Here is a 16,639-nt window from a genome sequence, read left to right as displayed (position 1 = left end):
TTTCTCCAAGTAATGTTTCAACTAAAATCATGTTTATCCTTAAATCTTAAAAATCCTGATTAATGATTTTAGATGATTTTATAACCATAACCCCAACTGGTTTATATTGTGTTTATGGTGATTTCTTTTTAGATCCGCAACAACCAGTTAACGAGGCGGTGGTATCTCATGCCCATGGCGATCATGCGATAGGGGGAAGTCAGCATGTGTATTGTACCGCTGCAACGCAAAGTTTCATGAAACATCGTTACCGTAAGTTTGCAGCTGGCGATTTCCATGTCAAAAATTACCACGAAACTTTTAAAATTAAGGATGTAGCCATTACTTTTTATCCTGCTGGTCATATACTGGGTTCGGCGCAAGTTTTAATGGAATATCAAGGCATAAAATACCTTTATACCGGCGATTATAAAATCGAACCTGACGTTACCTGTGAACCTTTTGAATTTATTACTGCTGATGTTTTGATTACCGAAAGTACCTTCGCAAATCCTGATACCAAGCATCCATCTCCAGTTGAAGAAATTAAAAAACTTAACGCAACCACTGCGAACATTATGCTGGGTGCTTATGCCTTGGGTAAAAGTCAGCGGATTATTCATTTACTTAATGAACATTGCTCCACAAAAAATATAATGGTTCACCATAGTATTATGCCATTTGTGAAGATTTATGAGGATTTCGGAATGGAGGTGGGTAATTATAAGATGTACGATCGTAAGGTGATGAAAAATCATCACGAACACCAAGTATATATCGTGCCACCTATGGTTTTTCATAGCTATCATAAAGCCATTAATGTTGTTCGTGCTTTCGCTTCGGGATGGAAGAATCTGCAGCAACAAAACGGAATTTCACTTTATATTTCAGATCATGCAGATTGGAATGCAATTTTAGAAACTATTAATAAAGTGCAACCAAAACAGGTTTGGACTTTACACGGTGATGGGAAACAATTAAAAGACTACTTTAAAGGCAAGCTGGAAATTAAGATCATGAATGAATGATAGTATGAGTATGTGATTGAATATTTAAGTGCGAATGGTAGTAATTAATTCACTCATTCAATAATTCAAAATTCACTCAATAATTTTTATGAAAGAGGGAGAAGACTTTTATTTTAACGAAGATGGATTGATGGTTTTTACATCAGCATATCATTTAAAGCGAGGCTATTGCTGTAAAAATAAATGCAAACATTGCCCCTGGGGTTACGGTAAGAAAAAAGAGAAGAAATGAATAATCTTTCTAAAATTTAACCCGATTGTAGATATCACTCAATTTAATTTCAAAACCCATTGAAACAAACTTTAAAGCATCTTCAATTAATTTATATTCAATTAATTCCCAGTTTTGTTTGTCATTAAGGTAAAAGGCCTCAACTGATATAGATTCAGAATCAACTAGGATGTACTCTCTTAGTGTTGGAATATCACGATACAATTTAAACTTTCCACCTCGATCATAATTTTTAGTTGATGGTGAGAGGATTTCGATGATTACCGTTGGCTCCAAATTAGTATCCTTGTCCTCCTCAGGATGATTAATTTCGTTGCAATACACAGAAATATCTGGGTAGGTAAATAAAGAGTTTTGTGGTATATTCATCCTCATATCGCTGCCAAAAGGCACACATTTTGAAGTTGCGAGTTTAGTGGAAAGAAATCCAAACAAGCTGGAAAAAATAAGATTATGATTAAAGCCAGCCTCAGACATTGATCTTACTTCGCTACTCTCATCTTGATGCAAAGAAAATATCTCACCCTGAAAATACTCATGCTTTTCTTGTGATGCTTTTTCCATCTCGAGGTATTCTGCAACTGTAAAATGCCTTTTTTTGTATTCTACATTTGGTTCTTTTACAATTTCTTCCATTTCCTAATTTACATAAATTTTAAACTCGTGTAAACTGCAAACGACAAATTGTTAACTCAATTAATGCACATTTCCGGCGAAAAAACCAATCAAGGCCACACCAATGCCCAGTAGCACGGCTACCATTTTACGGGTATTGATTTTATGATCGGCACTCGATTCGAATAAAATCGTTGTAGAAATGTGTAGAAAAATACCAATTACAATACCCATAATTTTATTGAAATAGGCATCTATACCACCAATTGTTCCGTTACTTAGGCCAACGCTCACATAAAAACCCAGTGGCGCCATCGCAGCGAAGATGAGCAAATAGAAAACAATGCTTCCCTTTTTAAAGTGGTTTTGCATTAAGATGCTTGCTAAGGCAAATGCTGCAGGAATGTGGTGCAATGATATTCCAAAGATTAGTTCATTATGCTGATCTTTAGCCAGCGGCATTCCTTCCAAAAATGCGTGTAAACATAAACTAATCATAATACCAAAGGGGAACACATGGCCATCATGATGTTTATGTATATGTCCATGTTCTACACCTTCTGAAAATTGCTCTAAAAATATCTGAAGTAAAAAACCAATTAATATAAAAACCCCGATTTGCCATTTATCTGGTCCGCTATAAGCATCTGGAATTAAATGCAATACAGTAATGCCAAAAAGATAAGCGCCGCTAAATGATAGAATCAGTTTTAGTAATTTCGATTTATCGCTTTTAACCAAAAAGATAGAAGAGCCTCCTAAAAAAGCGCAGAAAAAAAGTACGGCAAATTTCCAAGCTTCCATTAAAATTCAGGTTGTAGTTTTTTAAAAATTTGTGAGCAGATTAATCCAATAAAAGTCCCCAGCAATGCACCTGTTGCAACATCTACAGGGTAATGTACACCTACATAAACTTGTGCAAAGCTAATAATGGCTGCCCAAAAAATTCCAATAGGTAAAATCGGTTTCCATCTGCTGTAAAATAAACCAATCAAAAATACCGCAATGGCAAAATGATTGGTTGCATGTGCTGAAGGAAAGCTTAATCCACTGCCACAAGGCACACGATGGATAATATCATTGGCCAGGTTAAAATCATTACAAGGACGCACTCTCGAAACCAAAGGCTTAATTAATCTTGATGCAATTAAATCGCCCATAGCAAATGTAAAAAGCAGCATTGCAATGATATAGTAGCCTTGTTTTTTATACTGTTTAATGCAAAAAACAATAATAAAAAGGTACAGTGGCGACCAGAAAAAACGGTTACGCATTAAAGGCATCAGCCAATCGAAAAAGCCATTCGAAAGCCCACGGTGGATTTTCAAAAACAACTCAACATCAAATTGCTGTATGCTTTCTATCATGCTTTTTTGCAGATTAAAATTAAACGGTCTGAACTAGATTCATCGAAATCATCAAGTGCATAACTACCGAAAGACTTTTGGATCACCATACCAGCTTTTGTTAGCATCCTTTCAAAATCTTCAAATGAAAAAGCTTGAACGCGTTCTTCGAAATTGTATACTTTGCCCTGGTCGTCAAAATTTATCTTCTTTATAATTTTTCCATCAACCACGTTTTTAGTGATGTTAAAGGTAATGCCATCAAGTTCCTTTGCTTCGCAGTGATTTAAATTTCTGATAATTTTTCCTGTATTGAAATAATCAACAACCAGGGTACCTTCGGCTTTCAAACACTTCCTAAAAGTTTTTAGTGCATTTACGTGTTCTTTTTCGGTGTCGAAATAGCCAAAACTGGTGAAGAGATTTAGCGCAACATCGAAATAATTGATGTAAAAAAGTTTGCGCATATCATGCACCAGGAAATGTAACTTATTGTTTTCAAACTGCCTGGCATATTTTATACTTTGCTCTGATAAGTCGATCCCGGTAACATCGAAACCTTTTTTGTTCAGATAAATGGAATGCCTGCCCTTACCACAAGCAATATCGAGTATTTTTGAATCAGGTTGTGGATTGAGGTATTTGGTAAGGTTATCGATAAAAAATTCGGCTTCAGCATCGTTTCTTTGTTGATAAAGAATATGATAATATGGCGAATTAAACCAATACTGAAACCACTTGCGCTGCATAAAAAAGCATTTTGTTAACGAATTTGCAAACTTAGATAAAATTGGGATAAACAAAGTACATTAATTTCATAGATAAGCAATTTATAATTTATCAATTCAGAGGGTTGATCTTATAGTTTGGAAATTAACGTTCAGTTTTTTATTGGGAGCTACAGCCCTGCCATTCGCTGTAGCCCTCGTAGAAAAAACTCGGGGCTGCCGCTGCTGTCATGTTTAGAAACAAGGGCTTGTTCTTAATCAATCGTCATTGCTGGGTATGGAGCAATTTTAAAGCTTTGGGTTAAACACAATGACAAATCGGAATTAGATGATTGCCTCAGTCGTCGCAATGAAGGCAAACTGATTCGTTTACTTTACAAAAAATTAAAAATCAGTCACACGTTTGATTAAATACCAAACCTAATTTCTATAAAATATATCGTATAAATAGATATAAAAACAATGTAAATTAACCAACCAGGCCAGTCTAAAAATAGCTGCTATCTTGTTTTTTTTCTTATTTTTGAAGTCTAATAAAATACACAAAGTGACTTTAATAAAATCAATTTCAGGAATAAGAGGAACCATTGGTGGGCAGGCTGGAAATGGCTTAACACCCCTAGATATAGTAAAATTTACGGCAGCTTTCGGGAGCTGGGTAGTACAAAAAACAGGTAACAAAAGAATTGTTTTAGGTCGCGATGCTCGTATTTCGGGCGAAATGGTGAATAATTTAGTGATCGGAACCTTACAGGGTTTAGGTATCGAAGTAATCGATTTAGGTTTATCAACTACACCAACTGTAGAGGTTGCCGTACCTGATGAACAAGCCGGTGGTGGTATTATTTTAACGGCTAGCCACAACCCAAAACAATGGAACGCCTTGAAACTATTAAATTCAAACGGGGAATTTATTAGCGATTTAGATGGTAAGGACGTTTTAGATATCGCTGAAAGCGCAAGCTTCGAATTTGCTGATGTAGACAAGTTAGGTAAGGTTATTAAAAACGATACTTACCTGCAAAAACATATCGATAAAGTTTTAGCATTGCCTTTGGTAGATGTTGAAGCCATTAAAAAGGCTGATTTCAAAGTCGTAATCGATTGTGTAAATTCAACAGGTGGTATCTTTATTCCGGCTTTATTGAAAGCTTTAGGTGTAACCAGAGTGACAGAACTTTACTGTGAACCGGACGGTCATTTTCCGCATAATCCGGAACCACTTCCAGAAAATTTAACGGAAATTTCTAAAGAGGTACAAAAGCAAAATGCAGATTTAGGTATTGTGGTTGATCCGGATGTTGATCGTTTGTGTTTCGTAAACGAAGACGGAAGCATGTTCGGCGAAGAATATACCTTAGTTGCCGTTGCTGATTATGTGCTGAAAAACACTCCAGGAAACACCGTTTCAAACTTATCATCAACACGTGCTTTACGCGATGTTACTGAAAGAGCAGGTTCAGATTATAACGCATCGGCAGTTGGTGAAGTAAATGTGGTGAACAAAATGAAAGAAACCAACGCTATCATTGGTGGTGAAGGTAATGGTGGAATTATCTACCCTGAATCGCACTATGGAAGAGACGCCTTAGTAGGAATTGCTTTGTTTTTAACGCACCTGGCTAAATTTGGTAAATCTATTTCATTATTAAGAAGCAGTTATCCGCAATACCACATTTCGAAAAATAAAATTACCCTTACTCCAGAAATGGATATCGATAATTTATTGAAACAGGTAGAAGAGAAATATAAAAACCAGCCATACAGTACCATAGATGGATTGAAGATTGAATTCGATAAAACATGGGTACATTTGCGTCGTTCTAATACAGAACCTATTATCCGTATTTACAGCGAGGCTGAGAATGAAACTGTAGCCGAAAATTTGGCCAACAAGATCATTTCAGACATTAAAGAAATCCTTAAATTGAATTAGCAAATGAAGAGAGTTTATTTAGATAACGCAGCTACAACGCCTCTGGATAAGGACGTAATTGCAGAAATGACAAATGTGATGGAGAACTCTTTTGGTAATCCATCAGCTATTCATGCACTGGGTCGCGAGGTGAGAACCTTGGTAGAGAAAGCTCGTAAAACAGTAGCCAATCTTCTTGGCGCATCTCCATCCGAAATATTTTTTACTTCGGGAGGTACCGAGGCTGACAATACGGCTATTCGCTGCGGTATTTCGGCTTATGGAATTAAACATGCCATCACTTCAAAAATTGAGCATCATGCGGTTGAGCATACTTTAAATATGATGCTTAAAAATGGCGAAATTGATAAACTAAGTTTTGTTAATATTGATGAGAAAGGGAATGTTGATTACGCTCATCTGGAAGAATTGCTTGCCAGCAACGAACGTACTTTCGTATCGTTAATGCATGCCAACAATGAATTGGGCACCTTAACCGATATGATTAAAGTTGGCGATATTTGCGAGAAATATAATGCCATTTATCATGCCGATACAGTTCAAACCATGGGCCATTATACACACAATGTACGGGAACTAAAAGCCCATTTCATCGTTTGTGCGGCACATAAACTTCATGGCCCGAAAGGAGTCGGTTTCTTGTATGTAAATAGCAATATTAAAATTCCACCGATGATTTATGGTGGCGCCCAAGAGCGTAACATGCGTGGTGGAACGGAAAATGTTTACGGCATTGTAGGGTTGGCAAAGGCACTGGAAATTGCTTATGCAGAAATGGAGCAACACCAGAACCATATTCAGGGGTTAAAGGATTATTTAAAAGAAGCTTTAATTGCTGAAATTCCTGGTATCGGTTTCAACGGCGAAACAGATGCAGATAAAAGCCTTTATACAGTGTTAAACGTGTCTTTCCCGGAGATGGATATGGCCGATATGTTGCTGTTTAATTTGGATATCAACGGCATTTGCGCTTCGGGCGGTAGTGCCTGTTCTTCAGGTTCAAACATTGGCTCACATGTTTTAAACGGCATCAAAGCCGATCCGAACCGTCCATCTGTTCGCTTTTCTTTCAGTAAATATACTACAAAAGAAGAGTTAGATTACGTAATCGAGAAAGTAAAAATGGTTGTTAAGCAAAATGCTTTAGCCTAAAATATCATTAACCAAATAGGAACAGTCTCGAAGCAATTCGGGACTTTTTTTTATCGCAAATTTTTTGAAAAGCAATTGCAGCTCGGCGATTAAAGTGAGTCCTGCTTTCTGTTTCAACAAAAGCAGAAAAAGCTTTTGGTTTCCACGTCAATCAGGTTTAGATTACAACGGTTTGTGATGCTTGGTTATGTCAGTTCGGTGCGGATAACAAATAAATCAAACCGTCTATCAGGCTCCTCTCAAGATGGTAATTCTACCACCTAAAACAATAAGGGGCAAGCAAACTTTCAAAAGATTTGCCAAGAAAACACAGAGGTCGAAGCACAATAAGATGAATTAACGGCTCTGAATTGTATTTTACTGTTTTTATTTGTATTTCATGAACCCGCAGAAATGATCGGCTGTGGCCACCTTTTATCAAGAAAAGTGGAAAGCCTGTATGGCTAATACAAAACACTTGTATATCTCGAAACAAAAACTTATCTTTAAATAAGATAAAGGCCATCTATAAGCCAATAGCAATTAGTTCCTCAACGAAACCTTATCAAAACTCCCATGGTATAAGGTTAGACAAATTTTACAACAGCTTTTAAATTTTTGAGTTTCGGCTCAAGAATACATTCGTTCTAAAATTTAATCAACCTACGAAAGCAACCAAGGCTTTCTATAAATCTTATCGTTATGGAAAATTATGAAATTACTCCACAATCAACAAATCTTGAGAATGGAAAATCGTTAGCAGACAGAAAACACATTTACAAGTTTATTTTAACGCCGTTTTCATTTGAATCTTCACATCACTTCAATAAAATACACAAAAGGAAATTTAATTCATTTGGATGTATACACGAACTCAGGAAACTATCTGGATCGATGCTTTGAGTTTATAGTTTAAGCGGGTGATATGCTTTAAAAAAAAGGCAGGGTAAAATATGTTAAAACTTATTCTTAAAACAACTATCACAAACAAAATAAATTTTTACTTGTTCCTATAATACATCAATTGAAAATACTATGGGAACTGATAAAGAAAAAGGCAAAATCATTGAGAATGAATTGCTAGATAAAACAGCCGAAGATATCAAAGAAAATAGAAACCTTGATGATAACAAGTCATCAAAAGTTGCCACTAATTTATTTGATAAAGATAAAGGACGCAAGAACAATGCTTTTGGTCCGGGGCATGAGCCAGGAACTACACCAGGTTCAGGAATTTAGCGAGTTATCGCGAAGCAAAATATTAAATTTAAGCCACAGCATTTGTTGTGGCTTTTTAAGTTAATTTGAAAATGGAAAGAAGAAATTTTATTAAAAACTCGGCATTAGCAATGGCCTTGCTTTCAATTTATAAAACAGATGTATTTGCACAGCAGGAAATATTTCGAGCATATAATTTCAAGCCGCTAAGAAATAATGTTGGTATTTTTACTGAGCAGGGCGGAACCATCGGCTGGTTAAATTCTTCCAACGGCTTTGTTGTGGTAGATTCACAATTTCCAGCTTCTGCACCTCATGTAATTGAAGAATTGAAAAAACTGGGTGAGAAGCCATTCAAATATCTGATCAATACGCACCATCATAGCGACCACACCGCCGGAAATATTGCATTTAAAGGTCTCGCAGAAAAAGTTGTTGCTCACCAAAATTCTTTGGTAAACCAAAAAAGAGGAGCAGAGAAGGCCAATAATTTGGATAAACAATTATTGCCAGACACTACTTTTGGTACGGGTTGGAAAGCGCCGGTTGGGAACGAAAAAATAAGTGCCTATTACTATGGTTCTGCACATACCAACGGTGATGCCGTTTACCATTTCGAAAATGCAAATATTGTGCATGTGGGTGATTTGGTTTCTAACAGAAAATATCCTTACATCGACAGAGAAAATGGCGCACACATCGGAAATTGGATTACAGCACTGGAAAAAATTCACAACCAGTTTGATAACGATACCTTATTCATATTTGGTCATAGCCGTGAACCAGAGAAAGTAACCGGAAATAAAAGTGATATTAAAGCCTTTCAAAACTATCTTCAAAATTTATTAACCTTTGTGGCTGCCGAAATCAAAGCCGGAAAATCGAAAGAAGACATCTTAAAGGCAACCGCTATACCCAATGCCCCTGAATGGCAGGGAGAAGGAATTCTACGGAGTTTAACAGCAGCTTATGATGAATTAAAGGGCGTTTAGATCTTAAAAATGGAGACAACACGCTCACGTATCTGATCTCATCAACTGAAAGCGGTTGTGAGTTTGAGCTGTTGATGACAATTTTTTTAAGTCAAAAAACAAAGTATATATGCGCAAATCTTTTTCCAATTTATAAACATTCTATATTTGAAATAAATCCTAAGCGTAGGGCGTAAACTACTTAAGCTTAGGCCTTATCTGTTATATTTGCGTTACACAAATCCAAATCAGATATGGATGATTTTTTAGCAGCCCGCTCCCAAATGGCCTTATCATTAGGCTTTCATATTATTTTTTCATGTATTGGAATGGTGATGCCATTTTTTATGGCAGTTTCGCATTACAAATGGCTAAAAACAAATGACGAAGTTTATAAAAACCTAACGAAAGCCTGGAGTAAAGGTGTCGCGATCTTCTTTGCCACTGGGGCGGTATCAGGAACAATGTTATCTTTCGAACTTGGCCTGCTTTGGCCAAAATTTATGGAACACGCCGGGCCAATCTTCGGCATGCCATTTTCTTTAGAAGGAACTGCATTTTTTATAGAAGCAATAGCCCTGGGGTTTTTCCTTTACGGATGGGATAAATTAAATAAATGGTTCCATTGGTTTACAGGAATGGTTGTTGGCGTCAGCGGACTTGCATCAGGAATATTGGTTGTGGCTGCAAATGCCTGGATGAACAGCCCGGCAGGATTTGATTTTGTTAATGGGAAATACCTGAACATTGATCCCATTCAAGCCATGTTCAATAAAGCTTGGTTTTCGCAGGCATTGCACATGTGTTTAGCAGCCTTTACTGCAACTGGTTTCGCAGTAGCAGGAGTACACGCCCTAATGATTTTGAGAAACCAAAACAAAGTATTCCATTTAAAAGCATTTAAAATTGCAGCCGTTTTTGCCTGCATTGGCGCTTTACTTCAACCTTTAAGTGGAGATATCTCGGCAAAAGATGTGGCAAAAAGGCAGCCCGCAAAACTGGCGGCTATGGAAGCGCTTTATCAAACCGAAAAACCGGCACCGCTCTTAATCGGAGGAATTGTAAATGAAAAAGATAAAACCGTAAAGGGGGCGATAAAAATTCCTGGAGCACTAAGTTTTCTGGCCCATGGCGATTTCAAAGCGGAAGTAAAAGGCTTGGATCAAATTCCCGAAAATGAACAGCCACCAGTAGCCATCACGCACTATGCATTTCAGATTATGGTAGGTATCGGTACGCTACTTGCCCTAATCTCACTCGTTTATTTTATTAATCTCATCCGAAAAAAATCGCTTTTAGAGAAACGCTGGCTGCTTAAACTCTTTGTATTTGCCATTCCATTGGGCTATGTAGCTTTAGAAGCCGGATGGGTGGTAACCGAAGTCGGGCGCCAGCCATGGATTATTTATGGAATTATGCGTACTAAAGATGCAGTAACACCGATGCCTGGTATTGCCTTTTCATTTTACATATTTTCTGCCATTTATCTTTCACTTAGCATTATTGTAACGTTTTTACTTTATCGCCAAATAAAAATGGTTCCGGTATTGTATAATAATGTAAATCCAAAAACTTCAGATCACTAATATGGAATATGTTGTAATTACCTTTTTGTGTTTAGGGATTTTGCTTTATTTCCTTTTGGGCGGAGCAGATTTTGGTGCCGGCATTATTGAACTTTTTACCTCTACAAAAAACAGAAGCAGGACCAGAAAAACCATGTATCAGGCTATTGGGCCCGTATGGGAAGCAAACCACATGTGGTTAATCATTGCTATTGTAATCCTTTTTGTTGGCTTTCCTCACATCTACACTACCATGTCGGTTTACCTCCATATTCCTTTGCTCATTATGCTTATCGGCATTATCGCAAGGGGTACGGCTTTTGTCTTTCGTCATTATGATGCGATTAAAGATGATATGCAATGGCTCTACAACCGGATTTTTAGGTATTCAAGTTTTGTTACCCCACTGTTTTTAGGAATCATTGCCGGAAGTGTGATTTCAGGTCATATCGATACCGATGCGAAGGATTTCCTTTCGGCTTATGTATACAGCTGGTTAAACTGGTTTTCAGTAGCAGTAGGCTTATTCACAGTAGCACTCTGCGGTTTTCTTGCAGCCATTTACCTTATTGGTGAAACAGATAACGATCATGATAAACGTAGGTTCATCAAAAAAGCAGAGTACATGAATATTGCTGCAGTAATATTTGGTGCGATGGTTTTTATTGCCGCACAATTCGATCATATTCCACTAGTCGATTGGGTTTTTAAAAATATGGTTGGGCTCACCGCCATTATCTTAGCTAGCTTATCTCTAATCTTGCTTTGGTATCTTTTGATTAAAGGTAAAACGCAGATATTAAGGGTTTTGGCTGGTTTTCAGGTGACGATGATTCTAGTGGCCATTAGTTATGCGCATTTTCCAAACTTTATCCGATTGAAAAATGGTGAGGCAATTTCCCTCTTTGAAACCGTTGGGCCACCGAAAACCATTTACAGTTTAGGTTTAGCGCTATTGTTAGGGAGTATTTTAATCCTTCCTTTCCTCGGCTATTTGTTTTATAAGTTTAAGAAGAAAGAAGAGTAGTCCGTTTAATAATGTTGTTCTGCGGGTTAATCCTGCAAATATGAATGTTTGCGTTTTTTTTAGGGCGGTCGTCATTGCGAGTTCCGATTTTTCATCGGAACGTGGCAACCTCATTTAAGTAAAATATCATCATGGAGATTGCTTCAATCGATGAAAAATCGATTTCGCAAAGGCGGAAGATGAAGTTCCTAAAAGTGAAAAAGTAGTTTCATTATAATCGAAGCTTTAAAACTAGAAAACACCTGCATAAAAAAAGAGCATCTGTTTCCAAATGCTCTTTTAAAATCTTATAAATTTCTATTACAAACCGCCTTTTCTGGTCGCTTTTCTGGCTTCTGGCCATGCTGCTGGTTTGCCAGTACGTTCGTTTACAGGTAAGTCTGTCGCTTTTTCTGTCGAAGTTTTTTCTGGATCTTCACAAGCCATATAAACCATAATTGCTGCTAAAATAACGTTGCTGCGAATTTCATCGAAAACTAACTTATCATAGCTGTCGCGGTTGGTATGCCAGGTATAAGTTCCATAATCCCAACTGGTTGAACTTAAAGAATAACCTAGCGCACCTGCTGCTACAAAAGAAGCAAAGTCTGAACCACCTGCACCTGGCATACCAGGGAAACTGGTTTTAATCTGGTTCTTAATTGTATCAGGAACTGCTGCCAACCAACGTGTAATGTAATCTTTTGATTTAGCAAAACCTTGTCCACCAATATTAACCACACGACCAGTTCCATTATCTTGGTTAAACAAAGCTTGTAAGTTGCCTACAATTTCCGGATGATCTTCTACAAAAGCTCTCGAGCCATTCAAACCTTGTTCTTCACTTCCCCAGTGTCCAACCAAAATGGTACGTTTCGGGTTAGGATAAAATTTCTTTAAAATGCGCATGGCTTCCATCATCATAATTGTACCTGAACCGTTATCGGTTGCACCACTTGCACCATCCCATGAATCGAAGTGAGCCGATAGCATCACATATTCTTTTGGTTTTTGCTTGCCTTTAATTTCTGCCAGCGTGTTAAAAGTTGGTACTACGCCATGTTCTTTCGATTCTGATTCAATCTTTAAAGTAGGTTTGTTTCCACTTTGTGCTAAACGGTAAACTAGGCCGTAATCTTCTACAGATAAATCCACTGTAGGAATCTTTGTGGTATTAGCGCCGAAAATTTTATCTACACCAAAACCTTGCGACCAGTTGTTAATAATAATACCCGCTGCTCCGGCATTTTCTATGGCTAAAGCTAAATTTTTAGCGTTTAAACCCGTTTTTGCCATGCTGGCACTCCAGGCTTTTAATGCATCAGCTTTCTCTTTTTTATATTTTTCAAATAAATCCTTGGTTGCAAATTCTTCCCAGTTTTTTTCTGGTCGGCCAGAAATTTGGTTCATCGAAATTAAAACCAATTTACCTTTAACATTTGGTAACCATTTTTGAAAAGAAATGGAATCGGTAATTGCCGGCAGAATGATGGCTTCCGCGTTGATGGCTTTTCCATTGGTTGATGGACTCCAGGCCAGTTGCGTACCTTCCAAAGTTCTTAACCTCGGGCTAACCAAATCAATGTGTGTAACGCCACGTTCCCAGCCACGCCATTCGCCCCATTTTTCATTTTTTGCCGAAATTCCCCAATCGCTGTATTTTTTAACTGCCCAGTCGTTGGCTTGTTTCATTTGTGGCGAACCCACCAAACGTGGTCCAACAACATCTAAAAGTTCATGAGCAAGTTTCTCTAATTGTGAGTTTTCATTAACCTCTTTAACAATGTTGTCGATTACTTTCTTGTCTTGCGCAAAAGCGAAAGAGGAGGTAAACAGGAGTAAGGTTGGGAAAAGTAGTTTTTTATTCATTTCAGTTTGCTTAATTGATGGGCTAATTTAAGGAATTAGGGGCTGGGAGTGGTGATGTTAATGGAAATGTTGCACATCAATGCTTTTATCTTTCAACTTTGGGCTTTCAGCTTAATTAGCTATTTTTGGGCTTTTAATATAATTCATGAGCATTTCCACCAAGTACAATCCTGCAGAAACAGAAGATAAATGGTATAGCTATTGGCTATCAAAAAAGTTTTTTCACTCAGAGCCTGATGAGCGTGAGCCTTACGCCATTGTAATTCCTCCGCCAAATGTTACGGGTGTGCTGCACATGGGGCATATGTTAAATAATACGATTCAGGATGTTTTGATTCGTAAAGCACGTATGGAAGGTAAAAATGCTTGCTGGGTTCCGGGTACTGACCACGCATCTATCGCTACTGAGGCGAAAGTGGTGGCAATGTTAAAAGAGCAGGGCATTAATAAAAAAGACCTTTCCCGTGAGGAATTTTTGAAGTATGCCTGGGAGTGGAAAGAAAAATATGGCGGTATTATTTTAGAACAGTTGAAGAAACTGGGTGCGAGTTGCGATTGGGACCGTACGCGTTTTACCATGGAAGAAGATCTTTCGGAAGCCGTAATCGATTCGTTTATTCATTTGTATAAAAAAGGATGGATTTACCGTGGCATTCGAATGGTAAATTGGGACCCAGCTGGTAAAACAGCAGTTTCTGATGAAGAGGTAATCCGTAAGGAGGTTAATCAAAAACTCTATTATATTAAGTATTTGATTTCGGGAACTGAAGATCAGTTTTTAACAATTGCGACTACCCGTCCGGAAACAATCATGGCTGATGCTGCAATTTGTATTAACCCAAACGATGAACGTTTTACGCATTTAAAAGGCAAAAAGGTTTTTGTACCACTGGTTAATCACGAAATTCCGGTTATTGAGGATGAATATGTTGACATTGAATTTGGTACAGGTTGCTTAAAAGTTACACCAGCACATGATTTAAACGATTATGAGTTGGGTGTGAAACATAATTTACCGGTTACTGATATTTTAAATGATGACGGAACCTTGAACGAGTTGGCGGTTATTTTGGTTGGCGAAGATAGATTTGTTGCCCGTAAAAAAATCGCTAAGTTATTAGATGAAGCTGGTCATTTAGAAAAGGTTGAAGATTATAAATCCCAGGTGGGTTTCTCTGAACGAACAGACGCTGCGATTGAACCAAAACTTTCGATGCAATGGTTTGTGAAGATGAAAGAGTTGGCGCAACCTGCATTAGATGATGTTTTAAATGGAGAAGTAAACCTGATTCCGAATAAATTTGAAAACACATACCGCCACTGGATGGAAAATGTTCGCGATTGGAATATTTCTCGTCAGCTTTGGTGGGGACAGCGAATTCCAGCCTGGTACGATGATAAAGGCAACTGGGTAGTTGCTAAAACAAAGGATGAAGCTTTAGAAGAATTCTGGAAGAAAAAACATCTGGATGAAAGCTGTTCAGAAACAGAAAAAGCAGGATTTAAACATCAACTGGAACCTTTCTTAAGGCAAGATGAAGATGTGATGGATACCTGGTTTTCATCATGGTTATGGCCGATTTCTGTTTTCGATGGTTTTAAAAATCCTGATAATAAAGATATCAATTACTATTACCCAACCAACGATTTGGTTACGGCACCAGAGATTTTATTTTTCTGGGTAGCACGTATGATTATGGCCGGGCATGAGTTTATGGGTAAAAAACCATTTACCAATGTTTACTTAACCGGTATCGTTCGTGATAAATTAGGTCGTAAAATGTCTAAATCGTTAGGTAATTCCCCTGACCCGATTGGATTAATTGAAAAATACGGTGCTGATGCGGTTCGTGTTGGGATGTTAATGTCATCTCCGGCAGGAAACGATTTAATGTTTGATGAAAGTTACTGCGAACAAGGCCGTAACTTCGCCTCGAAAATATGGAATGCTTTCCGTTTGGTTAAAGGTTGGGAAGTTGCTCCAGAACCAAGCGTTTTTATTAAACCAGGTGAATCACAAGAAGTAAGCTACTGGAGTATCGAGAATATGTATGCAATTAGATGGTTTGAATATAGATTAGATGAGACTTTATTAGAAATTGAAAATCATTTTAAAAACTATCGTCTATCCGAAGCTCTTACGACTATATATAAATTAGTTTGGGATGATTTTTGTTCTTGGTATTTGGAAATGGTCAAGCCGGGATTTGAAAGCCCAATAGACTCAGAGACATACAGTATTACAATAGGTTTTTTGGATAAAATCTTAAGAATTCTCCATCCATTTATGCCCTTTCTTACTGAAGAATTGTGGCATGATGCACAACTTTTTGGTAGAAGAGTTGAGCTAGATTGTTGTATAGTATCTTCATTCCCAGAATACACAGGGGAATTTAAGTATGATAAATTGAATTATATTTCTCCAATGTTCGGGGAAACTTCTGTTTCATTAAATGAAATAGTGGTTGATTTTGAAAAAATAAAGAACGGAATCGCATTTATTAGAAAATGTAAGCAACAGCTTAATAAAATTAAGTCTAAAATTGACGTCATTACTATTTCAGGAATTCCAGAAGAAGCAATCATAAATTTTTGGCAACCAGTTATTGAAAAGTTAGCAGGCTGTAAGTTAATTATACAAGGCATTGCTGAATTGGATAAATCTTATTACACAAATAACGACGCGGCTTCTTATAGATGGTTGGTGGAAAAAGAAATTCAAGATGTGGATGCAGAACGCATTCGCTTAAATGCAGATTTGGTTTACTTGCAAGGTTTCCTAAAATCAGTTGATGCGAAATTGAGCAACGAACGTTTTGTACAAAATGCTAAACCCGAAATTATTGCCAACGAACGCAATAAAAAAGCAGATGCTGAAGCAAAAATTAGGATTATTGAGGAAAGCTTAACGATGTTGAAATAAAATATATTAGCAAACCTATAGTTTAAGGCAACCCTTTAGAATTAAATTTCTAAAGGGTTTTTGTTTTTAAGGCGCTCGCTAAGATCAACCAA

Annotated in this window: 14 protein-coding genes; 9 read left to right on the top strand and 5 right to left on the bottom strand. The window is 37.3% G+C overall.

Annotation, left to right across the window (positions count from 1 at the left end; translation table 11 throughout):
* Positions 1 to 62: 62 nt before the first annotated feature.
* Both EA772_RS21150 and EA772_RS22190 read left to right on the top strand, forming a co-directional pair.
* Positions 63 to 1,007: an exonuclease gene (locus EA772_RS21150; protein WP_124914834.1), complete on the top strand. Its 945-nt coding sequence runs from the start codon at positions 63 to 65 to the stop codon at positions 1,005 to 1,007.
* Positions 1,008 to 1,095: 88 nt separating this feature from the next.
* Positions 1,096 to 1,239 (top strand): DUF5522 domain-containing protein, encoded by a 144-nt coding sequence (locus EA772_RS22190; RefSeq protein WP_010600474.1) that lies wholly within the window; start codon positions 1,096 to 1,098, stop codon positions 1,237 to 1,239.
* 9 nt (positions 1,240 to 1,248) lie between these two features.
* Here the strand turns inward: EA772_RS22190 and EA772_RS21145 are convergent, their stop codons facing one another.
* The 4 genes from EA772_RS21145 to EA772_RS21130 are packed head-to-tail and all read right to left on the bottom strand — an operon-like array spanning position 1,249 to position 3,949.
* Complete coding sequence (locus EA772_RS21145; protein WP_124914833.1) at positions 1,249 to 1,875, bottom strand: Uma2 family endonuclease; 627 nt, start codon at positions 1,873 to 1,875, stop codon at positions 1,249 to 1,251.
* Between the two features lie 60 nt (positions 1,876 to 1,935).
* Positions 1,936 to 2,658, bottom strand: coding sequence for a ZIP family metal transporter (locus EA772_RS21140; RefSeq protein WP_124914832.1), 723 nt, complete (start codon positions 2,656 to 2,658; stop codon positions 1,936 to 1,938).
* Positions 2,658 to 3,221 (bottom strand): phosphatase PAP2 family protein, encoded by a 564-nt coding sequence (locus EA772_RS21135; protein ID WP_124914831.1) that lies wholly within the window; start codon positions 3,219 to 3,221, stop codon positions 2,658 to 2,660. Before EA772_RS21135 ends, EA772_RS21140 begins: the two co-directional genes overlap by 1 nt.
* Positions 3,218 to 3,949 (bottom strand): bifunctional 2-polyprenyl-6-hydroxyphenol methylase/3-demethylubiquinol 3-O-methyltransferase UbiG, encoded by a 732-nt coding sequence (locus tag EA772_RS21130; RefSeq protein ID WP_124914830.1) that lies wholly within the window; start codon positions 3,947 to 3,949, stop codon positions 3,218 to 3,220. Before EA772_RS21130 ends, EA772_RS21135 begins: the two co-directional genes overlap by 4 nt.
* Before the next feature lie 526 nt (positions 3,950 to 4,475).
* Between EA772_RS21130 and glmM the strand changes: the two genes are divergently transcribed.
* From glmM to EA772_RS21100, 6 genes are all read left to right on the top strand, one after another.
* Positions 4,476 to 5,864 carry a phosphoglucosamine mutase gene (gene glmM, locus EA772_RS21125; protein WP_124914829.1) on the top strand — a complete coding sequence of 463 codons (1,389 nt, stop codon included), beginning with the start codon at positions 4,476 to 4,478 and terminating at the stop codon, positions 5,862 to 5,864.
* A gap of 3 nt (positions 5,865 to 5,867) precedes the next feature.
* The gene (locus tag EA772_RS21120) at positions 5,868 to 7,016 is read left to right on the top strand and encodes a cysteine desulfurase family protein (RefSeq protein ID WP_124914828.1); all 1,149 of its coding nucleotides are present in this window, start codon (positions 5,868 to 5,870) and stop codon (positions 7,014 to 7,016) included.
* A 1,014-nt stretch (positions 7,017 to 8,030) separates the two neighbouring features.
* Positions 8,031 to 8,234, top strand: a complete 204-nt coding sequence (locus EA772_RS21115) for a hypothetical protein (RefSeq protein ID WP_010603361.1) — start codon at positions 8,031 to 8,033, stop codon at positions 8,232 to 8,234.
* Positions 8,235 to 8,305: 71 nt separating this feature from the next.
* Positions 8,306 to 9,205, top strand: coding sequence for an MBL fold metallo-hydrolase (locus tag EA772_RS21110; RefSeq protein ID WP_116167524.1), 900 nt, complete (start codon positions 8,306 to 8,308; stop codon positions 9,203 to 9,205).
* Between the two features lie 233 nt (positions 9,206 to 9,438).
* On the top strand, positions 9,439 to 10,770 hold the full coding sequence (locus EA772_RS21105) for a cytochrome ubiquinol oxidase subunit I (RefSeq protein WP_124914827.1): 1,332 nt from the start codon (positions 9,439 to 9,441) through the stop codon (positions 10,768 to 10,770).
* Between the two features lies 1 nt (position 10,771).
* Positions 10,772 to 11,776, top strand: coding sequence for a cytochrome d ubiquinol oxidase subunit II (locus EA772_RS21100; RefSeq protein WP_116167526.1), 1,005 nt, complete (start codon positions 10,772 to 10,774; stop codon positions 11,774 to 11,776).
* A gap of 300 nt (positions 11,777 to 12,076) precedes the next feature.
* On the opposite strand, the gene EA772_RS21095 is transcribed toward EA772_RS21100, so the two are convergent.
* Positions 12,077 to 13,624: a M20/M25/M40 family metallo-hydrolase gene (locus EA772_RS21095; protein WP_010599170.1), complete on the bottom strand. Its 1,548-nt coding sequence runs from the start codon at positions 13,622 to 13,624 to the stop codon at positions 12,077 to 12,079.
* A 145-nt stretch (positions 13,625 to 13,769) separates the two neighbouring features.
* Here EA772_RS21095 and EA772_RS21090 point away from each other — a divergent pair, with 145 nt between their 5' ends.
* Positions 13,770 to 16,547, top strand: a complete 2,778-nt coding sequence (locus tag EA772_RS21090; protein ID WP_124914826.1) for a valine--tRNA ligase — start codon at positions 13,770 to 13,772, stop codon at positions 16,545 to 16,547.
* The last annotated feature ends 92 nt before the right edge of the window (positions 16,548 to 16,639 follow it).

Origin of the sequence: Pedobacter sp. G11 (genome assembly GCF_003860265.1) — a bacterium.
GTDB lineage: Bacteria > Bacteroidota > Bacteroidia > Sphingobacteriales > Sphingobacteriaceae > Pedobacter > Pedobacter agri.
This window is presented reverse-complemented; position numbering and strand designations above follow the sequence as displayed.